Origin of the sequence: Coprococcus eutactus, from assembly GCF_001404675.1 — a bacterium.
Classification (GTDB): domain Bacteria; phylum Bacillota; class Clostridia; order Lachnospirales; family Lachnospiraceae; genus Coprococcus; species Coprococcus aceti.
This window is the reverse complement of the sequence record NZ_CYXU01000003.1, coordinates 359,369-382,212: the sequence shown is the minus strand read 5'-3', so window position 1 is coordinate 382,212 and position 22,844 is coordinate 359,369. Positions and strand designations below refer to the sequence as shown.

Below are 22,844 nucleotides of genomic sequence, written 5' to 3'. Positions count from 1 at the left end.
ATTTATTTAATCAATATACTATATATCGAGATTCTTTACATACTTGGCATTTGTCTCTATAAACTCACGACGTGGTTCAACCTTATCTCCCATGAGTACATTGAATGTCATATCGATTTCTGACTCATCGTCATCATCAATTGCCACTCTGAGAAGAATTCGTTTTTCTGGATCCATGGTTGTCTCCCAGAGCTGTTCTGCATCCATCTCTCCAAGTCCCTTGTATCGCTGTATCTTGTTGTTCTGATCTCTTCCGACTTCATCAAGTATACTGTTCAGCTCATCATCACTGTACGCATACCATACCTTCTTGTTCTTCTCCAGCTTGTAAAGTGGTGGCTGTGCCAGATATACATGTCCCTTTCTAATAAGATCAGGCATGAATCTGTAGAAGAATGTGAGGAGAAGAGTTGCTATATGAGCTCCATCCACATCGGCATCGGTCATGATGATGATCTTGTTATATCTAAGCTTCTCTATATTGAAGTTCTCATGGATACCTGTTCCAAATGCGGTGATCATGGCTTTGATCTCTTCATTTCCAAGGATTCTGTCTATTCTTGCCTTCTCAACATTAAGGATCTTACCTCTGAGTGGAAGTATGGCCTGTGTTGCTCTTGATCTCGCTGTCTTAGCTGAACCACCGGCGGAATCTCCCTCGACTATGTAGATCTCACAGTTCTTTGGATCCTTGTCTGAACAATCCGCAAGCTTTCCAGGAAGTGCCATGTTGTCTGAAAGATTTGCCTTTCTTGCAACATCCCTTGCCTTTCTTGCAGCTATTCTGGCTCTCTGTGCAACAGCCGCTTTATTCACAATTATCTTAGCAATCTGCGGATTCTGCTCAAGATAATATGTAAGCTGCTCAGTTACAACACTCTCAACTGCAGGTCTTGCCTCTGAATTACCAAGCTTCTGCTTTGTCTGACCCTCGAACTGAGGATCACTTATCTTGATAGATACAATGGCTGCAAGTCCCTCTCTCAGATCATCACCCGAGAGATTGTCATCCTTCTCCTTGATAATATTATTCTTTCTTGCATAATCATTGAACACCTTTGTTATGGCTGACTTAAATCCTGTCAGATGTGTTCCACCCTCAGGTGTGTTGATGTTATTTACAAAGCTGTATGTGGATTCATTGTATGAATCATTGTGCTGAAGTGCCACCTCAACACTTATTCCATCTCTGACTCCCTCACAGTAGATTACCTCATTGTACAGAGGATCTCTGTGTCTGTTCAGATATGTTACAAACTCCTTTATACCACCCTCATAGTGGAATGATCTTACCTTCTCAGGAATAAGTCTCTTATCTGTAAGACTTATCTTCAGGCCCTTTGTAAGAAATGCCATCTCACGAAGTCTGTTTCTCAGTATATCGTAATCGTATATGTTATCTTCAAATATTGTATGATCCGGCAGGAATGTAACCTTTGTTCCTGATACTCCCTCAGGTGCTTCACCTATAACCTGAAGCTTGTACATAACCTTGCCCTTCTCATATCTCTGCTTGTACACCTTGCCATCTCTGGTAATCTCGACTTCAAGCCATGTTGAAAGTGCATTTACAACTGATGCTCCAACACCGTGAAGTCCTCCGGATACCTTATATCCTCCACCGCCGAACTTTCCGCCGGCATGAAGTATGGTAAATACCACCTCAACAGCAGGTATTCCCTGCTTTTTATGTATTCCAACAGGAATTCCTCGTCCATCATCCACTACGGTGATGGAGTTATCCTCATTTATATACACCTGAATGTGGGTACAATATCCTGCCAGAGCCTCATCTACAGAATTATCAACTATCTCGTATACAAGATGGTGAAGTCCAGTGGAGGATGTACTTCCTATGTACATACCAGGTCTCTTTCTGACTGCTTCCAGTCCCTCCAGAACCTGTATCTGTTCAGCTCCATAATTATCATTTTCCATTGTCATGCTTCCTCCGTTCTTACTCTGGTGGCCGTTCCCTCTACCACTCTATAAACATTGTTGATTATTACCTGCTCTTTAACAAAATCATCATATCCCGTACAGGTTATGATAGTCTGTATATCTTTTATCTCTTCTATCAATGCATCACGTCTGCTGGTGTCCAGCTCGCTCATGACATCGTCCAGAAGCAATATCGGATTATCATTGATTATCCTTTTTACAAGTTTTATCTCCGCCATCTTGAGTGACAGGGCAACTGTTCTCTGCTGTCCCTGTGAACCATATTTTCTAGCGTCTATTCCATTTATGAGAAAACTTATATCATCTCTGTGTGGACCAGATTGTGTACTTGAATATCTGATATCCATCTCAGTCTTTTCCTGAAGTGTCTCATCGAATTTATCTTCATCGACATTGCACTCATACACTATCTCTAGCTTTTCCTTGCCCGATGTGAGATGACTGTGGATCTCCCCAATTATCTCATTCATCATGTCGATAAAATTTCTTCTCTCTTTTATTATCCTCGACCCATAGTCCACAAGCTGCATATTCCACACATCCAGTGTATCTATGAGACTTCTGTTATGATAAATCTGCTTTAACAGATTATTTCGCTGATTGAGTATCCTGTTATATGATGCCAGATTCTGATAATACAATCTGCTTATCTGACACAATTCAAGATCCATGAACCTTCTCCTCTCGGCTGGTCCATTTTTAATGATAGTCAGATCTTCAGGTGAAAAGAATATGACATTGAGAAGACCATATAATTCCGTGGCCCTCCTTATGGGTATGCCATCGATCGCCACTCCCTTATTTTTGCTCTTTCGAAGATGCATATCTATCTTGTGCGATATGTCTTTCTTGTTGACAAATAATCTTATATGGCTCTCATCTTCACCTATCTTTATGATATCTTTATCCTGCGTATTTTTTCTGTGTGACTTCGTAGTCGCTGCCATGTATATGGATTCAAGTATATTTGTCTTGCCCTGGGCGTTATCGCCGTACAGGATATTCGTATTTTTTCCAAATTCTACTTTCACATTACTGTAATTTCTGTAATTACTCAGCTCTATCGACTCTATATACATAACCTTCACCATCTGCAAGATGGCGACCACAATTATTTCTGAATACTTATCTTATCACCATCAAATTCTACTTCATCACCATCATAAAGCTTTCTTCCACGTCTGGTCTCTATCTCACCGTTAACCACAACCAGTCCCTGAACTATGACCTCCTTTGCGTCAACTCCTGACTCCACCAGACCGGCAGCCTTAAGCGCCTGTCCAAGCTTTATGAACTCATCTCTTAACTTGATTATCTCCATATTCTCACCCCTTCTTACTCTTCGTTGATTCCCATAGGAAGGATAAGGTAGATATATGTCTCTGCATCATCCTTGATAACACATGGAGATTTTGTATTGTTGAAATAAATAGTTACATTCTCATCGTCAATTACTCTGAGTGCATCTATTATAAGCTTTGGATTAAATCCAATGACAAGATTGTTACCTTCCTTCTCGATATCTATCTCCTCATTCAGAGAACCGATGAGAGAACTGATCTTGAGACCGAGAGTTCTGTCATCAATACTGAGTCTGATAGGCTTCTTGTCTGAATCCTTTATAAGAAGAGTTGCTCTGTCCAAACTGTCAAGGAACTCTCTCTTGTTTATCTTCATCTTGATCTGATAATCAACTGAGAGCATATGGCTTATTCTGAAATACTCGCCCTCTATCAGTCTTGAAACAACCTTTGTATTGTCAAACTCAAATAATATATTGTTGTCAGTGAAATAAATATTTACAGGATCATCAACTCCACCGTTCATGATCTTACTTATGTCGCTGAGGGATTTTCCTGGAACTACAACCTTAATGTCTGAATTATCTCCCTTGAGCTCTATATATCTGATGGATATTCTGTGTCCATCCAGAGAAACCACGCTGAGCTTATTGTTTGATACCTCAAATAACTCACCGGTCATAAGCTTATTGTTCTCATTATCTGATATAGAGAATATTGTCTGATTGATAACCTCTCTCAGCGCAAACTGAGATATGGTTATGAACTTATCCTTTGATACAACAGGAAGATTGGAGAAATCCTCTCCTGACTTTCCAGGTATGTTGAACTCAAGTCTCTCACACTTGATAAGTGTCTTGCTGTCCTTATCACTCTCTATAGTTATGTCACTGTCAGGAAGCTTTCTTATGAAATCTGAGAAAAGCTTTGCCTCGAGTGCAACCTTTCCGTCCTCTATAACAGTACCGTCAACATAACTTTCTATTCCTATCTCCATGTCATTAGCTGTGAGCTTAATAACACCGCCTGCAGCTTCAACCAGGATACAAGACAGTATCGGATGGGTCGTCTTGTTGGAGACAGCCTTTGATACGATATTTATACCCTGAAGTAAGTTAGATTTTCTTATGGAAATTTTCATTTTAAGTGTGATCTCCTTTCATGTCCAAATATAATGATCATCAAAATATGATATGTGTGTATAACTTCAAATAACAACAAACAGTGCGAGCGTTTAACTATAAATATATTAAGATAATTAGTAGTATCAGTAGTAGTGCTTTTGATAATGTTGAAAGTGTATCAAGCCCTTACAAATCAAGGCTTTGAGAATTATGTGTCCATGTTACTAATCAATTTTAATCTGTTCATAAACTGACCATTTACCAACATGGCAAAATCCTGTTCATCAGGAGTAAGAACAATTCTCAAACACATAACAACATGTAACAAACATCAAATAACAATATACAATCACGTTATGTTTGTAAGGTTATAAACAAATAAGTGAGTTTATAATATAAAAATGTGGATAACTTGCTATTTTTGTGGATTAAGCTTCTTGATTATGACGTCAACCATCTCAGCAAATTCCGGATCCTTCTCAATCTTATCTTCAACCTTCTGTATATTGCTGTGCACGGTGGAGTGATCCTTTCCTCCAAATGCATCTCCTATACTCTTCAGCCCCTTGTCCGTGTACTTTCTGCACAGGTACATGGATATCTGACGGGCAGTGGCTATATCCTGGCTTCTCTTCGTGGATACGATGTCACTGACTGATATATTAGTGTGCTCTGAAACAGTGTTGATAATGAGCTCAGGTGTTATGGTAACCTTGGAATCCTTGGATATGAAATCCTTGAGGACGTTCTTGGCAAGTTCCTCAGTGATCTTGATATCTCCGAGCTCTGAATATACGCTGAGCTTGTTGAGCGCACCCTCAAGCTCACGTACGTTGTAGGTTATATTGTTGGCGATATACTCAAATATCTCCTCGCTGATGATATCGGTAAGTCCCTTTATCTCAGCCTTGTTCTTGAGGATAGCCATACGTGTCTCGTAATCAGGAGCGTGGATGTCGATAGGAACACCCCACTCAAATCTTGATCTGAATCTCTCATCCAGAGTCTTAATCTCCTTTGGTGGCTTATCCGACGACAGGATTATCTGCTTACCTTCGTCATGAAGAGCGTTGAAGGTGTCAAAAAATTCCTGCTGCGTACTTGCCTTACCGATCAGGTACTGGATATCATCGATCAGAAGAACATCCACTGTTCTGTATTTGTTTCTGAATTCTTCAGTTTTATTCTTGGAGATTGCTTCTATGATCTCATTCGTGAATTTGTTCGATGGCACATAGAGAACCTTCATATTACTATTGTGCTGGAGTATATAGTGGGCTATGGACTGCATAAGATGAGTCTTGCCCAGTCCTGATCCTCCATACAGGAAAAGCGGATTGAACTTGTCCTGTCCAGGTGAATCGGCAACTGCCAGACATGTTGCGTGAGCGTGCTTGTTACTCTCACCAACAATAAAGTTCTCAAATGTGTAGTCAGGTCTGAGATTGCTCTTGGCAATGGCATCGTTGTAGTCCTCTGAATATGTAGGGGACTTTTCATCCTTTCTCATCTGACTCTCGAGTGTGAATATAACCTGAATTGAATCGTCCTGAAAGAGCTCTCTGAGAACTGTTTCAAGATATATATCAAATAATTTTCTCTTGAGAAATTCTACGCCTCTCTGTCCGTAATCCTCGTCCAGAGTGAAATAGACCTTGTTATCCTCAACTGAATATATCTTGAGAGGTTCGATCCATGTATGGATCATGATATGGGAAATTCCATGTTCATTTTCAAGTATATTCAAAATGTCATTCCACTTGGCTAATATTAAGTCCTTCATCGTAAAAAACCTTCCTCAAAAAAATAATTCTTCCTATTATTAATAACACTATTACATTTTATAATAAATGCACCCCTATTTCAAGCATATTAAGGTCAAAAACAAGATAAATTGCCTTTATTTTGATTTTACATGCTTATACGGTTAGGTACACGTATTTGGGGGTAAAATCAAAATAAACGAGAATAAGGGGCAAAAAATGAAAAAGTTAATAAAAAATCTTATTTGTGTATAATCCACATGGAATGTTGATAACTTTGTTACATAAGTTTCATAATAATTATTATTTTCAAACTTATGTAAATATAAAAAAATGACTGTTTTATATTTGTGAACATCACAAACAGCGATAAATACTGGGTTTTTTAGAATTAAACCCACAAAAGTAAAAAGTTATCAACAAGTTACCAACAAATTGTGGATAACATTATGTAAAGCGACTGGTAACAAAAATTAAATGCTTACAAAAATGTGATTAATCTATGAAACCACAACATTTTGTGATTAATATTAATGTATCCACCTAATTAATCCAGAACGATTCGTCACCTTTATCAAATAGTGGCTGAAATCCTTATAAAATATAGGAAAAACGGCAAAAAAGGCTTGACTCACATTACCTATTTATTTATAATAGGCAAGTAAATTTGTAAAGAAGGAGGTGTTTTGTAATGAAGATGACATTCCAGCCTAAGAAGAGACAGAGATCTAAGGTTCATGGCTTTAGAAAGAGAATGAGTACTGCTAATGGCAGAAAGGTACTGGCCGCTAGAAGAGCTAAGGGAAGAAAGAAATTATCAGCGTAAGGTCACATGGTTGTGACCTTTTTTTATAGGGTCACAGCAACAGTTTTTCTAATAATCAAAGTTTCGGTGGTTACACAATGAGTAAGATGATTACATTAAAAAACAGCAGAGAGTTTGGCAGTGTGTACAGCACAAAGAATTCGGTAGCCAATAAATATTTAGTTATGTATCTGAGAAGCAACGGCTTGGATTACAACAGACTCGGAATCTCTGTTAGTAAGAAAGTTGGTAACAGTGTGGTAAGACACAGGGTAACCAGATTGATTAGAGAAGCTTACCGATTAAACAGAGCAAATATTGATGTTGGCTATGACATAGTGATAGTAGCCAGACCGTCATCAAAGGACAAGAAATGTCAGGACATTGAGAGTGCTTTGATGCATTTGTGTGGGTTAAAGAAGATAAGCCACATAGGGTAAAAAAATGAAAAAAATATTTATTGGTTTAATCAAATTTTACAGGAAGTATTTGTCACCGCTTAAGGGACATGCTACCTGCAAGTATTTTCCTACTTGTTCGCAGTATGCAATTGAGGCTATCGAAAAGTATGGAGTTTTAAAAGGTGGTCTCCTTGCAGTATGGAGGATACTTAGATGCAATCCTTTTTCAAAAGGAGGATATGATCCAGTTCCATAAAGGAGAAAATTATGTTTCTAACTAGAGAAGATGGTATGATACTCGGACCAGTTTGTTGGGTTCTCGGTAAGATATTCAACTGGATATATATGTTCGTTGGATTTATCGGAAATCATATGGGAATCACATATGTCAATTTAAGCGTGTGTGTTATATTGTTCACATTTGTACTGAGAGGTGCACTGTTCCCATTATATTTCAAACAGCAGAGATCTACCAAGATCATGAGTTTCATCCAGCCTGAAATTGCCAAGGCAACAAAGAAATATAAAGGCAAGACTGATCAGGACTCAATGATGAAGCAGCAGCAGGAAACTCAGAAGATCCAGAAAAAATATGGTGTCAGCATGGCATCAGGATGTCTGACTTCGCTTATACAGCTGCCTATATTCTATGGTCTGTACAGGGTTATCCAGAACATACCTGCGTATGTTCCTTCAATGACCAAGAAGTACAGCGAGATCGTGGACATATTGAGTACAAAGACTGATTATATCAAAGCTATAAGTGATGTAGCCGGAGAGTCAAAGGTCAGCACTGTGACAATGGCTCTTAAGCAGATGGGAGATGATCCTACAAGAAACCAGATCATTGATGTTCTTGACAAGTTTGCCAAGAGCGACTGGGATAAATTGATAAGTAATCTTGATCTTGCAGGCAATGCTACTCTCACAAGCTATGTTGACCAGTTCCACAACATGAATCAGTTCCTGTTTGGACTGAATATTGCAGATGCACCGGGATGGAAGCTTTCAATAGCTTTGGTGGTTCCTATCGTTTCTGCTCTCCTGCAGTTCTTACAGACAAAGATATCCATGAAGTCATCACAGAATAACAACATGGATAGCAATCAGCAGACAGCCAACAACATGATGAAGGGTATGATGTACTACATGCCTATCATGTCACTTATATTCTGTATAACTCTTCCTATAGCTATCGGTCTTTACTGGATAGTTGGTTCTGTTATTATGATAATATCTCAGCTTATAGTTGATGCTTATTATAATCATCAGGACAAGGATGAGCTGCTTGCAAAATGTGCCGAGAAGGCTGCCAAGAAGCAGGCAAAGAAGAAGAACCCTGACAAGAAATCTTTCTATGAGAGAATGATGGATGCTCAGAATGGTAACGTTCCAACAGAGAACAGTCAGTCAGAGAATATAAATAAGATGGCTTCTTCAAGACTTAAGAGTTATGTTAATCCTGCACATTCAGTGAATGTTGACAGTGATGATGTAACCCGCAGAGAAAATGTAAACTATAAACCAGGCAGTATAGGAGCTAAGGCGAATATAATGCTTAAGTACCAGAACAATAGCAACGATAAGGGAGGAAATAAATAATGGAATTCTTAGAATTCAAAGGTAAGACCAAAGATGAAGCCCTTATGCAGGCCAGTGTTGAACTTGGAGTCCCTAGTACAGATCTTGAGTATGAAGTTATCAGCGAAGAGACAAAGGGATTTCTTGGTATAGGTTCAAAGCCTTGTATCATAAAGGCAAGAAAAAAGAAGACATTCCTGGACGATGTTAAGGAGTACCTTGACAGCCTGTTCAAGGCTATGGATATCCAGACAGAGATCCAGATGGATTTTGATGAGGAAGAGAATGTTCTGTCTATCAATCTTGAGGGACCAGAGATGGGAATTTTGATTGGAAAGCGTGGACAGACTCTAGATGCTCTTCAGTATATTATAACACTTGCTATCAATAAGAAGAGCGAGTCACGTATCAGAGTTAAGCTCGATACAGAGAACTACAGAGCAAGAAGAAAAGAGACACTTGAGAATCTTGCCAAGAATATAGCATTCAAGGTTAAGAGATCAAAGAGATCATTTGCTCTTGAGCCAATGAATCCTTATGAGAGAAGAATAATCCATGCTACTCTTCAGAACGACAAGTATGTAGCAACCAGAAGCGAGGGCGAGGAGCCATATCGTAAGGTTATTGTATATCTCAAGAAGAAATAATAGTCACGCTGATGCGTGTAAAGATCATCGCAATATTTTATGGTGACAGGAAAGAGATCATTTGAGAAAATGGTCTCTTTTTTGTTGCAGTTTAGTCTTTTTATATGGAAAATGAATTGGTAATGTTGTACACTACATAGATAGGTTGTTTAATCACGGTGAAAGGAAAAGTGTAAGACAGATATGTTCAAGGAAGATACCATTGCAGCTATAACCACCGGTATGAGTAATGCCGGAGTTGGAATAATAAGGATCAGCGGAGACAGGGCATGTGAGATAACAGACATGTTGTTCCGCGCTGCAAATAAAAACAAAAAAGCGGTAAATATGAAATCTTACACTGCTGCATTTGGTGGTGTGTATGAGGATGACAGAATGATAGATGAGGCTATACTTCTGGTCATGAAGGCTCCCCATACGTACACATGTGAGGATGTGTGTGAACTTCAGTGTCACGGAGGTATAGTAGTTCTCCGAAAGATACTTGATCTGGTAATAAAATGTGGTGCAAGGGCAGCCGAACCTGGAGAATTTACAAAGAGAGCATTCCTCGGTGGAAGGATAGATCTGTCACAGGCAGAATCCGTCATGGATATAATAAATGCAAAGAATGACTTTGCAGCCAGAACGTCTGTGGAGCAGCTTCAGGGAAGACTTAGGGATAAGATCATTGATATGAGAGAACAGATTCTGTACAATGTGGCGTTTATTGAATCTGCTTTGGATGATCCTGAACACTACAGTCTGGATGGTTTTCCACAAAAGTTAGAAATAATTGTGGATAACCTTGTAGATAGTGTGGATAACCTTTTGACAACATTTGACAATGGAAAAGTGTTGTCTGAGGGAATAAATACGGTTATTGTTGGTAAACCGAATGCGGGTAAGTCTTCGCTGATGAATATGTTTGTGGGCGAAGAAAGGGCGATTGTAACAGATATGGCCGGCACAACCAGGGATACGCTCAGTGAAGTGATAAATGTAAGAGGTATAACTCTGAACATAGTTGACACTGCGGGAATAAGAGATACAGATGATGTAGTTGAGAAGATAGGTGTGGATAAGGCATTAGAGTCTGTGGATAAAGCTGATCTTGTGCTCTATGTGGTAGACAGTTCAATTGACCTGGATGAGAACGATCACAGGATCATGTCCAGAATACAGGATAAGAATGTTGTTGTGATACTCAACAAATCTGATCTGGAAAAGAAGATAGACGAATCGAATATTAAGAAATATATAGATGCAGATATAATTCAGTTGTCAGCACTGACCGGTGATGGCAGTGAAGAATTGTATGAGCTTCTGAACAGGATGTTTTTTGAGGGTACACTGACATATAATGATCAGCTTTATATCACTAATACCCGGCACAAAAATGAACTTGTGTGCACCAAAAATGCACTGTTAAAGGTTAAAGAAAGCATAGATATGGGAATGGAGGAAGACTTTTTCTCCATTGATCTCATGGATGCGTATGAACATCTCGGTTTGATAATAGGTGAAACTGCCAGAGATGATCTGGCTGATAAGATATTTAAGGAATTCTGTATGGGAAAATAGATTGCAGGATATAAGGTACTGGAAGGAGGACATTTGTATGCCTGTTTTGAATGAAGAATATGATGTGGTAGTTGTGGGGGCAGGACATGCAGGATGTGAGGCAGCTCTTGCAAGTGCAAGACTTGGTCTGAATACTATTATTTTTACGGTGAGTATGGACAGTGTGGCCATGATGCCATGTAATCCGAATGTAGGAGGAAGCTCTAAGGGACATCTGGTAAGGGAAATAGATGCACTTGGCGGAGAGATGGGCAAGAATATAGACAAGACGTATATTCAGTCAAAGATGCTCAATGCGTCTAAGGGTCCGGCGGTTCACTCTCTTCGTGCCCAGGCAGACAAGGCAAATTATTCCAGAACCATGAAGCACACCCTTGAGAATACGGATAATCTCACATTGAGACAGGCAGAGGTGTCGGAAATTATTATCGAGGATAATGTGGTTAAGGGTGTAAAGACATATTCGGGAGCAACTTATTTTGCAAAGGCTGTGGTTCTGTGTACAGGAACATACCTCAAGGCGAGATGTATATACGGAGATGTCGTATATCACACCGGACCTAATGGACTTATGGCAGCTAATTATTTGTCAGATTCCATGAAGAATGCAGGGATAGAGATAAGAAGATTTAAGACGGGAACCCCTGCCAGACTGGATAAAAGAACGATAGATTTTTCTCAGATGGAGGAACAGAAGGGCGATGAGAAGATAGTTCCATTCTCATTTACAAATACTGAGGCGGATATAAGACGTGATCAAATATCATGCTGGCTCTGTTACACAAATGAGAAGACACATGAGATAATCAGAGATAATATAGACAGATCACCTCTGTTTTCAGGCGTGATCGAGGGTACAGGACCAAGATACTGCCCTTCCATTGAGGATAAGGTTACGAAATTCCCTGATAAGACCAGACATCAGATATTTATTGAGCCTGAGGGTGAATATACGAATGAGATGTATATGGGTGGAATGAGCAGCTCTCTTCCTGAGGACGTTCAGTATGAGATGATACACAGCATGAAGGGACTGGAGAATGCAAAGATAATAAGGAATGCTTATGCCATCGAGTATGATTGTATAAATGCCATTAACTTAAAACCTTCTCTGGAGTTTAAGAGTGTATCAGGACTTTTTGGTGCCGGCCAGATAAATGGAAGTTCAGGATATGAGGAGGCTGCAGCCCAGGGTATAATGGCAGGAATCAATGCTGCCAGAAAAGTACAGGGCAAAGAAGCGGTGGTTCTTGACAGATCACAGGCATATATAGGAGTTCTTATAGATGATCTTGTCACAAAAGAGACATCGGAGCCATACAGAATGATGACATCCAGAGCTGAGTACAGACTTCTTCTCAGACAGGATAACGCTGATCTGAGACTCACGGAGATCGGACATGAGATCGGTCTTATAGATGACAAGAGATATGCTGCATTTACAAAGAAGAGACAACAGATAATGGATGAGATACAGAGACTTGAGAGCACCATGGTTGGAGCAAATTCAACCATACAGAAGTTCCTTGAGAATCTTGGAAGTACAGGACTTAAGACTGCTGCATCTCTTGCAGAACTTATAAGAAGACCGGAACTGTCATATGAGGCGATTGATCCAATAGATGAGGGAAGAACCAAACTTCCGGATGATGTTATAGAACAGATAAATATAACCATAAAATATCAGGGATATATAGACAGACAGAATCAGCAGGTAAATCAGTTTAAGAAGCTGGAGAAGAAAAAGCTGCCGGCAGATATTGACTATAATGATATATCAAATCTCAGAATCGAGGCCAGACAGAAGCTGTCTCTCATCAGACCTGAAAATATTGGACAGGCGTCAAGAATATCAGGAGTTTCTCCGGCTGATATATCAGTATTGCTGGTGTATCTCAAGATGAAGGGTAGAGACTAAACTGGTATAGAAGTTATTCAGAATAATTTGTTGAAGGAGAACAATATGGACAGATTAAATTCCATAACAAAACAGTTTGGTCTGGAATTGAGTGATAAGCAGATAGAACAATTTTCAAAATATTATGATATTCTGGTTGAGTGGAATAAGGTAATGAATCTTACAGCCATAACTGAAAAGGAAGATGTAATAATAAAGCATTTTGCTGACAGTCTGCTTCTTTCAAAGTATAAAGATCTTCATGAGAATATTGACGTTATAGATGTTGGTACAGGTGCAGGATTTCCGGGAATTCCTCTGAAGATTGCTTTTCCAGAGCTGAATATAACACTTATGGATTCGTTGAATAAGAGATTAAAGTTCCTCGATGAAGTTATAGATGAACTTGGACTGCAGGATATCCACACTGTTCATTCAAGAGCAGAGGATGGAGGCAGAGATGAGATGCATAGAGAAAAATATGATCTGGCTGTATCCAGGGCAGTTGCCAATCTTGCAACTCTGTCGGAATGGTGTATTCCATTTGTCAAGCCGGGTGGATATTTTGTATCTTATAAGTCAAATGCTTTGCCGGAAGAGATGCGGGATGGAAAGAAAGCAATCAGGATTCTTGGGGGACAGGTCGAGAACATATTTAATACGAATATACCGGAGACCAATAACCAGAGAAGCTTTGTGTTTGTAAAGAAGATTGCAAATACAGACAACAAGTACCCGAGAAAAGCGGGAGCTGCTAAAAAGCCAATAGCATAAAAAAATAAAACAGCCTCAAATGGCTGTTTTATTTTTTAGTTTGAAGATTTCATATGTCTTTTTTCTTTTCTTTTTTCACGAATATCTTCCTGTTTTTGTTTAATTGCCTCTATACCCTGTTTGTCGATAGGTTTTATTGTCTTGTGAACATAATAGTTATTGTTTACAGATTTGAATTTTATCTTGCCACAAAAATAACCATGCATCCAGCATTTTCCAACACACATGTACGATGATGGACTATTTGCAAACCAGTCAATATGTGTCTTGACCTTCTTGCTGCATTTGTAACAACGAATCTGAGTTACTTTTTCATCATCCAGTGCTGCATGTTTATTTCTGAAACCCCTTGAGATATATTCGTACTGGTTATTATGAGATACTTCAATCTCTTCTTCTTTATTCTTAGGTGTTATATAGAGATCAAAGCTGTAAAGCTGATTTATATTCTTGGCTTTCATCTCTTTCATAACAAGTGCGGTGTATCTTGCATCGTTGAGAGCTGTGTGAAATGGTTCATTTTCCGGAATATTCATCTCACTGACCGCTTTTTCAAGTTTACTCATACTCTGAGGTATTCCTGAGGTATTCGTAACGCTTGCATATATACTTTGGAGATTCAGAAACTTAAGTGGCCTAGGAAGCTTGTCCATATAATAAAAGTCCATATTAGTCTGAAGCTCTGTGAGGTCCATAGGTCCCCATGTGCAGAATATGTAATCTTTTCCACACCAGTCAAGAAATTCTGAACAGACTTCCTTGAATCCTCTTCCGAGACTCAGGTCATCCTCATCATAGTTCAGAATTGTTCTGATCTTTGAATGTAATTTCTTATAAATTTTTGGTTTGATAAGACTTGAGTATTCGTCAATGATGTTGAGATTCTTATCTACCTTAACGGCACCAATCTCTATAATTTCAAAAGGCATACGTGGATGTTCACCCATATGCCCATTGTAGCTTTGATTCCATTCAAGATCCATAACAATATAATTCATAGTCATGTCCCTTTAGAAAATTTATTAGTGAAAAATAGTGCACCTGACGGGATTCGAACCCACGACCTTCCGCTTAGGAGGCGGACGCTCTATCCTGCTGAGCTACAGATGCACATCAATTATAAGTGTAACATTTATAGAGTTTATAGTCAAGGATTAACTATATGCCCCTGAAGCCACACATCACCCTTGAATCTTCTTCCCGGAGCAGGTTCACCCAGAAGATGGTTTTTGTTGATCGCTACGGTAAATGTCAGATCATTGCTTTCTACATCAATCAGATATATCGATTCATTTGTATAGCTGTTGGTTGTCTCGATATATGATGTGATAGTTCCTATAACTGCGTAGTGATCAGTCTCAATACCGACAGGCATGAAGCTTGATTTCACTATGGACAGAACATCCTCTTTGTGAGTCCTTCTTCCAATGGTGTTATAGGTGTCCATATCTTCAAGAGTAAGACTTTCTATTGCGTCCGGATCACCCTTCTTTGCAGCCTCGATGAGTTTACTTCTCTTTGCATTGCCGTAGGATGTATTTTTATCACTGTGATCATCCACATCAAGAATGATCATACCATTTACTGACAGACCGGAAAAATACACCTTTGAAAAGTACTTGTTTGATCTGTTCATCCACAATGATTTTTCATAGTCTGCTATGTTGGTTATGAAGAAAATAAGAGTCATTCCAAGACTGAAATCACTGCTAACACCGGCATATGCTCTCTTGTCAGAATATTTCTCAACGTATATATTTTCGTCATCGGTCAAAAGCTTTGATGTGACGTAAGGAAAATAATACTCAATGGATATTGAGCCATCCTTTGACATTTCACCTACAAGCGATATTCCAAATCTCTCCCCAAAGTCTTTGCTGAATTGTACAAGACAGGTGTCAGCACTTATAGTTGATATAAATTTCCTGTCAGGCGATTCAAGGATCTGCCTGTATATAGGTTCAAGCTGCTGTCTGTTTTTTATGTTAGTAAAGCCTATAGATGGAAGAAAACTATGCATTCCGACACCTCCCTTGTTGTATGTTTTTATTTATATTATTACTTTCCTGTCTTCTCAAGATACTCTTTTCCACCCATGTATGGACGAAGCTTCTCTGGAATTCTGACTCTTCCGTCAGCCTGGAGATTGTTCTCAAGGAAAGCGATAAGCATTCTTGGTGGAGCAACAACTGTATTGTTGAGTGTATGAGCGAGATACTTCTTGCCATCCTCGCCCTTTACTCTGATCTGAAGTCTTCTTGCCTGTGCATCGCCAAGGTTTGAACAGCTTCCAACCTCGAAGTATTTCTTCTGACGAGGTGACCATGCCTCAACATCTACAGACTTAACCTTGAGATCTGCAAGATCTCCAGAACAACACTCAAGTGTTCTTACAGGGATATCCATTGATCTGAAGAGATCAACTGTGTTCTGCCACAGCTTGTCAAACCACATCTTGCTGTCCTCAGGCTTACATACAACGATCATTTCCTGCTTCTCAAACTGATGGATTCTGTATACACCTCTCTCCTCAATTCCGTGAGCACCCTTCTCTTTTCTGAAGCAAGGTGAGTAGCTTGTAAGAGTCTTTGGAAGCTCATCCTCAGGAATTATAGTGTCGATGAACTTACCGATCATTGAGTGCTCTGAAGTTCCGATGAGATACAGATCCTCACCCTCAATCTTATACATCATGGCATCCATCTCAGCAAAGCTCATAACACCTGTGACAACGTTGCTTCTGATCATGAAAGGTGGAATACAATATGTGAATCCTCTGTCTATCATGAAATCTCTTGCGTATGAGATAATAGCAGAGTGAAGTCTTGCTATGTCGCCCATGAGATAGTAGAAGCCGTTTCCTGCAACTTTTCTTGCTGAATCGAGGTCAATTCCTCCAAGTGCCTCCATGATATCTGCATGATAAGGAATCTCAAAGTCAGGAACAACAGGCTCACCATACTTCTGAACCTCTACATTCTCTGAGTCATCCTTTCCTATAGGAACTGATGGATCAATGATGTTAGGAATTATCATCATGATCTTCTTAACCTTCTCCTTGAGCTCAGGCTCTAAAGCTTCAAGCTCCTTGAGTCTTGCTGATGTCTCAGCAACCTGCTTCTTAACTTCCTCAGCCTCTTCCTTCTTTCCCTGAGCCATAAGAGCACCGATCTGCTTTGCTATTGCATTTTTGTTTGCTCTGAGTGTATCAGCTTCCTGCTGAGCAGCACGAGCCTGTTTGTCAAGCTCTATTACTTCATCGACAAGTGGAAGTTTGTCATTCTGGAATTTATTCTTTATATTCTGTTTTACTACGTCTGGGTTTTCTCTTAAGAATTTAATATCAATCATGATATCCTCCTATTAAATATATAAATTTATTTGAAAATATATTATAATAATGTAGCTACATAATATATTTTCATGTTTTTGGTTCTTTTTATTTTCTTGTTTATTTTATAAATCTTGTTCTTATCGTTTTAGCGATTTTACGTTTTATACGCTTTTTTGTTTTATACGCTTTTGTATTTTATATACTTTTGTGCTTTATACGCTTTTCTATTTTATGTGTTTCATACACATTTGTACGTTGCATGTTTTGTATAATATTTTTTTGAAATATGGTTATTTTAGTTTGTTTTCAGCTATTTCATCCTCGAGGGTTTTAGCTCGTTCAATAGCCTCTTTTTCCTCTTCTGACAGTGCAACATATGCTTCACCACCTATGATCTCTTTTGCATAGTTAAAACAGCCTTCTCTGGTATGCATACAGTTGAGTACGACACCATTGTTCTCTGTATCCAGAAGAGCAAGTGCAAAACTTAGATTACCACCCATTCCTTCAAATGCATTATACTTTACAAGACCAATTTTACTGACACATGCTGAAAGATGACTCTGTATTTCCTTATGTTCCTTTGTGAGTCGCTTGGAATTGTTTTTTACAGCATCCATCTCAGCGAATCTTTTCATGATAATATCTTCAAGATCACCTGCCTGAGTTCCGCTCAACAGCCTTTTTATCTGTTTGTTTCTATTTTTAATATTGCCCATCAATATGAATAATAGTACAAACAAGGCTATTATGAGAACCAGCATACCAATTAGTATGTAGGCAGGATCAATACCTATTTTTTGTAATATGGAACTTTCCATTATAATATTGTCCTTCCTTGATTGTGCATATGTATGATGCAGATGGTTACTACATCATTTCTTTATTGATTGAGTAAAGCATCTCTGTTATTCGGTCAAGCTCGTCCTGAGAATAGTAGTTTATCTCAATTTTGCCTTTGTCGTTATTAGATGCCTTGATAGCTATCTTTGCACCTAAAATTGACTTTAATTTGTTCTCTATATCAGAATAGAAGACGGATAAATCCTTTTGAGGCTTCTGTTTTTCCTCTTTTTCCGGCTTTTTCTCCAGAATTGCCTTTACATATGCCTCTGTTTCTCTAACACTGAGCTTCTGATCGTATACAATTGCAGCCGTTTCGTACTGTAATTTAGGATCTTCTATAGGAATAAGTGCTCTGGCATGTCCTGTTGATATCATATTATACATGACCATCTGTCTTACATCCTCGCAAAGCTTCAGAAGTCGGAGAGAATTGGTTATTGTTGATCTGCTTTTTGATACTCTCTCTGCAACTTCTTCCTGCTTGAGATTATATTCCGATATAAGAGCTTCGTAAGCCTCAGCTTCTTCAATTGGATTCAGATCTTCTCTCTGAATATTCTCTATAAGAGAAATCTCCATTATTTCTTTGTCAGTATAATCACGTATAACTACAGGAACTTCCTTTATTCCTGCTATTCTGGCAGCTCTCCAACGTCTTTCACCTGCAATTATCTCATAATAATCGCCTTTTTTAGTGACAATCAGAGGCTCAAGAACACCATATTTCTTAATGGAATCAGATAATTCCTGTAATGCCTCTTCATCAAACTGTTTTCTTGGCTGTGACTTATTTGGCTCAATGAGATTGATCTTAATCTTCTGTTCAACCTCTTTTACAACTTCCTTCACAACCTCTTTGGTTACTGTTTTTACCTCTTTACTTGTGTTTTCAGAGGAGTTTTGCTGATTATTTCTACTTCGGGACGGCTTTGAAGCCTCTGAAGTGCCTAAAAGGTCGTTCAAACCTCTTCCTAACCCTTTTTTCTGTGCCATATTAGCCCTCCATTATCTATAGTAGTCATTTTCTATAACTTCATCTGCCAACATCATATAATGCTCAGCTCCGGCTGATCTTGGATCATACTCAATTATTGGCATTCCGTAACTTGGCGCTTCAGCAAGTCTGACATTTCTCGGTATAACTGTGTTGTATATGTGTTGTTTGAGGTTTTCTTTTACATTTTCAACAACCTGAACTGATAAATTGGTTCTTGAGTCAAACATTGTAAATACAACACCTTCTATAGTAAGAAGTCTGTTCAGATTTTTTCTTATCAGTTCGATAGTGTATACCAACTGTGAGAGACCATCCAGTGCGAAAAATTCACATTGAATAGGTACAAGTACCGTATTTGCTGCTGTAAGAGCATTTACAGTAAGCATTCCAAGTGCAGGAGGACAATCAATGATAACGTAATCAAATTTGTTCTTTACCTTCTTGATATGTGTCTTAAGAATGTGCTGCATATCCTCCATTCCGACAAATTCAACCTCAGCACCTGCCAGTTCTCTGTTGGCAGGAATGAGATTAAGACCAGGATATACGTTTATGAGCATACATTCTCCTATGTTGCACTCATTTCTCAACATATCATAGACTGTGTATTCAAGAGAATCCCTGTCTACACCTAATCCACTTGTCATATTGCCCTGTGGATCCATATCAACGGCCAGAACCTTTTTACCCTTTGCTGCCAGACATGCGGCAAGGTTTATGGCTGTTGTTGTCTTGCCAACGCCACCTTTCTGGTTAGCAATCGCTATAATTCTGCCCATTTTGTCTCCTTTTCATTCAAAAAAAGAATGTTTCACGTGAAACATTGTTGTTTGCTTATTTAATATAGATAAAATATGATGATATTTTATGTTATAAATAGTGCTTGTCTATTATAGCACTTATAAAGTGCTAATTCTACAAAATACAGAAAAAATATGATGTTTAATAAAATGTTTCACGTGAAACATTCTATTATCTAATGAATGGATAATATCGTATACAAAGTGGCAATTAAACTGTGTAAAATCTGATAAACAGTGGGTGCATGTTTTGTATTCGTTATATGGGTAAAGTTTCACGTGAAACATTTTATAATTGAATTAATGGTTAAAAAGGCAAGTAAAGTATTGACTATGCTTGAAAGTTCTGGAAATTCTTTGAAAAATCAGAATAATAGACAAGAAAGTACAATTATTATATGTGGATTACTTAGACATATAAATATTATATGTAATGATGAAAATGTTTCACGTGAAACATGAATATTATCAAATAAATCAGAAAAGTAGTTCATGGAGTGATAATTGAGTTGTAAAATACTTTGTAATAATGTAAATGAATAATAATGTAGCAGAAACAACAAACAAGATGTAAAAGATTTATAAGTGTAGAAAACAAATGTATGCGATATCTGAAGTTTGAGTTGAAATACGTTTATCATAAAGTTTCACGTGAAACATTCAAATATATATAATATTAAAGCAAAATTAAATATACAAATGATCTATTTATTGAAATTATTTAAATCACCATATAATTTATTAATTAACAGCTTTAAAGATTCTGTATTCATAAAAACGCAATGTAGAATATAGAAGTATATAAAGGAATAGAACAGAAGAGATTATATAATACGTAATATGGTTAGAAATATGATTTTGTTATTGTAATAAACAATTTCTTCACAAAGAAATTGTAAAACTTAGAAAAACAAGAGAAGAATACCTAAAAATATTCAGATATAAGAAAAAATACCTGAAGTAAAGATATTCAGAACAAAATTATCTAGGATAATAATTTCGAAACAATGATGTCTGGAAGATAGTGTTTAGAAGACAATATTCAGAATGAAATATTCAGAATGGAATATTCAGAACGATAATACTCAGAACGATAATACTTAGAACAATAATATTCCGAATAATGACAGCCAGATAAGAATATTCAGAACAGAAATATCATGAGTAATATTATTTAGAGAAAAGTATCAAAAACAATAATATCTATGACAATATAATTTAAAATGGTTCCTGGAGATATATGAGAAAAAGAGAATGTTTCACGTGAAACATTCTCTTTTTCTTTAACCAGGTTATATGGTCATATATTAATATAGAAGAAACACTGATTACATTGCCTCTGGAGCTTCAATTCCAAGGAGGTTAAGTGCCTCAGATATTGTATTCTTAGTGAGATATGTGAGCATAACTCTTGCATTCTTGAGCTCAACATCATCTACATTGATTCTTGTTGAGTTATAGAACTTGTTAAATGCCTGAGCAACATCAACTGCATATCTTGCTACAACAGATGGCTCATACTTATCAGCAGCATCCTTGATCACAGATGGGAATCTGTTGATCTCTTTTAATAACTCTATGGCATCCTGCTCTGTAATGAGACTGTAGTTAACCGGTTTTGATGGATCGAATGACTCAGCAAGTCTTACAACGCTGCAGCATCTTGCATGTGTATACTGAACATAAGGACCTGTCTCACCATCAAAGTTGAGAACCTTATCCCAGCTAAATGATACATCCTTGATTCTCTGGTTATATAAGTCATTGAAAAGAACAGCACCAACACCAACTTTCTTGGCTACATCCTCCTTGTTTGGAAGATTTGGGCTCTTTTCGGTGATTATCTCAAGACTCTTTGCAATGGCATCCTTCAGAATATCCTCTGCGTATATGATATTACCGCTTCTGGTAGAAAGCTTTGCTCCCTCAAGACTTACAAGACCATAAGGAATGTGAACAAGCTGATCCTTTGCCCATTCGTTTCCAAGAAGCTCAACTACCTTGAATACCTGTGCAAAATGAAGTTTCTGCTCCTGACCGGTTACATATAAGCACTTTGAGAAGTGATATGTGTCTTTTCTATAGAATATAGCAGCAAGATCTCTTGTTGCGTATATTGAGCTTCCGTCTTTCTTGGTTATGATACATGGAGCCATATCGTAATCTGAGAGATCAACGATCATAGCACCTTCGCTCTCCTTCAGAAGACCGGCAGCCTTAACCTTGTCCACAACAGCCTGGCACTTGTCTCTATAGAAACTCTCTCCAAGATAGTAGTCGAAATCCATTCCGAGGAGGTTGTATGTTCTCTTGTATTCAACAAGACTTATATCCTTGAACCACTGCCATATGCTGAGTGCTTCCTCGTCTCCATTTTCCATCTTGTTGAACCATGCTCTTGCCTCGTCAACAAGCTCTGGATTCTTGTCAGCCTCTTCATGGAACTTCACATACAGCTTCATGAGCTCTGAGATTCCATCCTTCTCAACAGCTTCCTTTGAACCCCATGCCTTGTAAGCTACGATAAGCTTACCAAACTGTGTGCCCCAATCGCCAAGGTGATTTATTCTTACAACATTGTATCCAAGCTTGGAATGAATCTTGTAAAGAGAGTTACCGATTATTGTAGTTCTGAGATGGCCAACGTGGAAATTCTTTGCAACGTTAGGAGATGAGTAGTCAATACATATGGTCTGTCCCTCGCCTATATCGGATTTGCCGAAGTCATCTGTGTTGGCTGCCTCTATCATTGTCTTTACAAATACATCTTTCTTGATATAGAAGTTCAGGTATGCACCTGCTACATCGATCTTCTCGATGAAATCTACATCTCCTATGGCTTCCTTTATATCGGCTGCAATCATATTTGGGGCTTTTCTGAGCACCTTTGCCAGTCTGAAGCAAGGAAATGCAAAATCACCCATATCAGGGCGTGGTGGAATCTCGATTGAAGCAATGATATCTGACATTTCGATTCCTTCTACGTTATTTGAGATAAGCTGTGCAATTTTTTCTTTCATGATAATGTTCCTTTTATGTTTATTTTATT

At 38.2% G+C, this 22,844-nt stretch carries 20 protein-coding genes and 1 tRNA gene; 8 read left to right on the top strand and 13 right to left on the bottom strand.

Annotation, left to right across the window (positions count from 1 at the left end):
- Positions 1–18 precede the first annotated feature (18 nt).
- The 5 genes from gyrB to dnaA all read right to left on the bottom strand — a co-directional run bounded on the left by gyrB (position 19) and on the right by dnaA (position 6,170).
- On the bottom strand, positions 19–1,938 hold the full coding sequence (gyrB, locus tag ARA78_RS08700; protein WP_015534431.1) for a DNA topoisomerase (ATP-hydrolyzing) subunit B: 1,920 nt from the start codon (positions 1,936–1,938) through the stop codon (positions 19–21).
- A gap of 2 nt (positions 1,939–1,940) precedes the next feature.
- Positions 1,941–3,041, bottom strand: coding sequence for a DNA replication/repair protein RecF (gene recF, locus ARA78_RS08695; protein WP_055222370.1), 1,101 nt, complete (start codon positions 3,039–3,041; stop codon positions 1,941–1,943).
- Between the two features lie 32 nt (positions 3,042–3,073).
- Positions 3,074–3,283, bottom strand: coding sequence for an RNA-binding S4 domain-containing protein (locus tag ARA78_RS08690; protein ID WP_015534430.1), 210 nt, complete (start codon positions 3,281–3,283; stop codon positions 3,074–3,076).
- A 14-nt stretch (positions 3,284–3,297) separates the two neighbouring features.
- Positions 3,298–4,404 carry a DNA polymerase III subunit beta gene (gene dnaN, locus ARA78_RS08685; RefSeq protein ID WP_022217382.1) on the bottom strand — a complete coding sequence of 369 codons (1,107 nt, stop codon included), beginning with the start codon at positions 4,402–4,404 and terminating at the stop codon, positions 3,298–3,300.
- A gap of 398 nt (positions 4,405–4,802) precedes the next feature.
- Positions 4,803–6,170, bottom strand: a complete 1,368-nt coding sequence (dnaA, locus tag ARA78_RS08680) for a chromosomal replication initiator protein DnaA (protein ID WP_022217383.1) — start codon at positions 6,168–6,170, stop codon at positions 4,803–4,805.
- 671 nt (positions 6,171–6,841) lie between these two features.
- Between dnaA and rpmH the strand changes: the two genes are divergently transcribed.
- From rpmH to rsmG, 8 genes are all read left to right on the top strand, one after another.
- Positions 6,842–6,976, top strand: coding sequence for a 50S ribosomal protein L34 (gene rpmH, locus ARA78_RS08675; RefSeq protein WP_004852723.1), 135 nt, complete (start codon positions 6,842–6,844; stop codon positions 6,974–6,976).
- A 77-nt stretch (positions 6,977–7,053) separates the two neighbouring features.
- A complete protein-coding gene (gene rnpA, locus ARA78_RS08670) occupies positions 7,054–7,395 on the top strand; it encodes a ribonuclease P protein component (protein ID WP_022217384.1) in 342 nt (113 codons plus the stop codon).
- A 4-nt stretch (positions 7,396–7,399) separates the two neighbouring features.
- Entirely contained in the window at positions 7,400–7,612 is a 213-nt protein-coding gene (gene yidD / locus ARA78_RS13660) for a membrane protein insertion efficiency factor YidD (protein ID WP_022217385.1), read from the top strand.
- A gap of 11 nt (positions 7,613–7,623) precedes the next feature.
- Complete coding sequence (locus ARA78_RS08665) at positions 7,624–8,958, top strand: YidC/Oxa1 family membrane protein insertase (protein ID WP_022217386.1); 1,335 nt, start codon at positions 7,624–7,626, stop codon at positions 8,956–8,958.
- Positions 8,958–9,584, top strand: a complete 627-nt coding sequence (gene jag, locus ARA78_RS08660) for an RNA-binding cell elongation regulator Jag/EloR (protein WP_022217387.1) — start codon at positions 8,958–8,960, stop codon at positions 9,582–9,584. The genes ARA78_RS08665 and jag overlap by 1 nt, the downstream gene beginning before the upstream one ends.
- Before the next feature lie 183 nt (positions 9,585–9,767).
- Positions 9,768–11,147, top strand: a complete 1,380-nt coding sequence (mnmE, locus tag ARA78_RS08655; protein WP_022217388.1) for a tRNA uridine-5-carboxymethylaminomethyl(34) synthesis GTPase MnmE — start codon at positions 9,768–9,770, stop codon at positions 11,145–11,147.
- Positions 11,148–11,184: 37 nt separating this feature from the next.
- Positions 11,185–13,065 carry a tRNA uridine-5-carboxymethylaminomethyl(34) synthesis enzyme MnmG gene (gene mnmG / locus ARA78_RS08650; protein ID WP_022217389.1) on the top strand — a complete coding sequence of 627 codons (1,881 nt, stop codon included), beginning with the start codon at positions 11,185–11,187 and terminating at the stop codon, positions 13,063–13,065.
- A gap of 45 nt (positions 13,066–13,110) precedes the next feature.
- Positions 13,111–13,818: a 16S rRNA (guanine(527)-N(7))-methyltransferase RsmG gene (rsmG, locus tag ARA78_RS08645; protein WP_015534426.1), complete on the top strand. Its 708-nt coding sequence runs from the start codon at positions 13,111–13,113 to the stop codon at positions 13,816–13,818.
- 35 nt (positions 13,819–13,853) lie between these two features.
- Here the strand turns inward: rsmG and ARA78_RS08640 are convergent, their stop codons facing one another.
- From ARA78_RS08640 to argS, 8 genes are all read right to left on the bottom strand, one after another.
- On the bottom strand, positions 13,854–14,816 hold the full coding sequence (locus ARA78_RS08640; RefSeq protein ID WP_022217390.1) for a 3'-5' exonuclease: 963 nt from the start codon (positions 14,814–14,816) through the stop codon (positions 13,854–13,856).
- Positions 14,817–14,854: 38 nt separating this feature from the next.
- A tRNA-Arg gene (locus tag ARA78_RS08635) sits at positions 14,855–14,928 on the bottom strand.
- A 37-nt stretch (positions 14,929–14,965) separates the two neighbouring features.
- Positions 14,966–15,838: a DUF3881 family protein gene (locus ARA78_RS08630; RefSeq protein ID WP_055272021.1), complete on the bottom strand. Its 873-nt coding sequence runs from the start codon at positions 15,836–15,838 to the stop codon at positions 14,966–14,968.
- Positions 15,839–15,876: 38 nt separating this feature from the next.
- A complete protein-coding gene (serS, locus tag ARA78_RS08625; protein ID WP_055145972.1) occupies positions 15,877–17,169 on the bottom strand; it encodes a serine--tRNA ligase in 1,293 nt (430 codons plus the stop codon).
- A 273-nt stretch (positions 17,170–17,442) separates the two neighbouring features.
- The gene (locus ARA78_RS08620; protein ID WP_022217392.1) at positions 17,443–17,973 is read right to left on the bottom strand and encodes a DUF4446 family protein; all 531 of its coding nucleotides are present in this window, start codon (positions 17,971–17,973) and stop codon (positions 17,443–17,445) included.
- Between the two features lie 49 nt (positions 17,974–18,022).
- On the bottom strand, positions 18,023–18,991 hold the full coding sequence (locus ARA78_RS08615) for a ParB/RepB/Spo0J family partition protein (protein WP_055280378.1): 969 nt from the start codon (positions 18,989–18,991) through the stop codon (positions 18,023–18,025).
- Positions 18,992–19,003: 12 nt separating this feature from the next.
- Positions 19,004–19,774: a ParA family protein gene (locus tag ARA78_RS08610; protein WP_022217394.1), complete on the bottom strand. Its 771-nt coding sequence runs from the start codon at positions 19,772–19,774 to the stop codon at positions 19,004–19,006.
- A 1,349-nt stretch (positions 19,775–21,123) separates the two neighbouring features.
- Positions 21,124–22,815, bottom strand: a complete 1,692-nt coding sequence (gene argS, locus ARA78_RS08605; protein WP_055222373.1) for an arginine--tRNA ligase — start codon at positions 22,813–22,815, stop codon at positions 21,124–21,126.
- Between the last annotated feature and the right edge of the window lie 29 nt (positions 22,816–22,844).

Excerpts from the sequence above, each read along its gene's own strand:
- gyrB (WP_015534431.1), bottom strand. The coding sequence starts at position 1,938 with ATGGAAAATGATAATTATGGAGCTGAACAGATACAGGTTCTGGAGGGA.
- recF (WP_055222370.1), bottom strand. The coding sequence starts at position 3,041 with ATGTATATAGAGTCGATAGAGCTGAGTAATTACAGAAATTACAGTAAT.
- ARA78_RS08690 (WP_015534430.1), bottom strand. The coding sequence starts at position 3,283 with ATGGAGATAATCAAGTTAAGAGATGAGTTCATAAAGCTTGGACAGGCG.
- dnaN (WP_022217382.1), bottom strand. The coding sequence starts at position 4,404 with ATGAAAATTTCCATAAGAAAATCTAACTTACTTCAGGGTATAAATATC.
- dnaA (WP_022217383.1), bottom strand. The coding sequence starts at position 6,170 with ATGAAGGACTTAATATTAGCCAAGTGGAATGACATTTTGAATATACTT.
- rpmH (WP_004852723.1), top strand. The coding sequence starts at position 6,842 with ATGAAGATGACATTCCAGCCTAAGAAGAGACAGAGATCTAAGGTTCAT.
- rnpA (WP_022217384.1), top strand. The coding sequence starts at position 7,054 with ATGAGTAAGATGATTACATTAAAAAACAGCAGAGAGTTTGGCAGTGTG.
- yidD (WP_022217385.1), top strand. The coding sequence starts at position 7,400 with ATGAAAAAAATATTTATTGGTTTAATCAAATTTTACAGGAAGTATTTG.
- ARA78_RS08665 (WP_022217386.1), top strand. The coding sequence starts at position 7,624 with ATGTTTCTAACTAGAGAAGATGGTATGATACTCGGACCAGTTTGTTGG.
- jag (WP_022217387.1), top strand. The coding sequence starts at position 8,958 with ATGGAATTCTTAGAATTCAAAGGTAAGACCAAAGATGAAGCCCTTATG.
- mnmE (WP_022217388.1), top strand. The coding sequence starts at position 9,768 with ATGTTCAAGGAAGATACCATTGCAGCTATAACCACCGGTATGAGTAAT.
- mnmG (WP_022217389.1), top strand. The coding sequence starts at position 11,185 with ATGCCTGTTTTGAATGAAGAATATGATGTGGTAGTTGTGGGGGCAGGA.
- rsmG (WP_015534426.1), top strand. The coding sequence starts at position 13,111 with ATGGACAGATTAAATTCCATAACAAAACAGTTTGGTCTGGAATTGAGT.
- ARA78_RS08640 (WP_022217390.1), bottom strand. The coding sequence starts at position 14,816 with ATGAATTATATTGTTATGGATCTTGAATGGAATCAAAGCTACAATGGG.
- ARA78_RS08630 (WP_055272021.1), bottom strand. The coding sequence starts at position 15,838 with ATGCATAGTTTTCTTCCATCTATAGGCTTTACTAACATAAAAAACAGA.
- serS (WP_055145972.1), bottom strand. The coding sequence starts at position 17,169 with ATGATTGATATTAAATTCTTAAGAGAAAACCCAGACGTAGTAAAACAG.
- ARA78_RS08620 (WP_022217392.1), bottom strand. The coding sequence starts at position 17,973 with ATGGAAAGTTCCATATTACAAAAAATAGGTATTGATCCTGCCTACATA.
- ARA78_RS08615 (WP_055280378.1), bottom strand. The coding sequence starts at position 18,991 with ATGGCACAGAAAAAAGGGTTAGGAAGAGGTTTGAACGACCTTTTAGGC.
- ARA78_RS08610 (WP_022217394.1), bottom strand. The coding sequence starts at position 19,774 with ATGGGCAGAATTATAGCGATTGCTAACCAGAAAGGTGGCGTTGGCAAG.
- argS (WP_055222373.1), bottom strand. The coding sequence starts at position 22,815 with ATGAAAGAAAAAATTGCACAGCTTATCTCAAATAACGTAGAAGGAATC.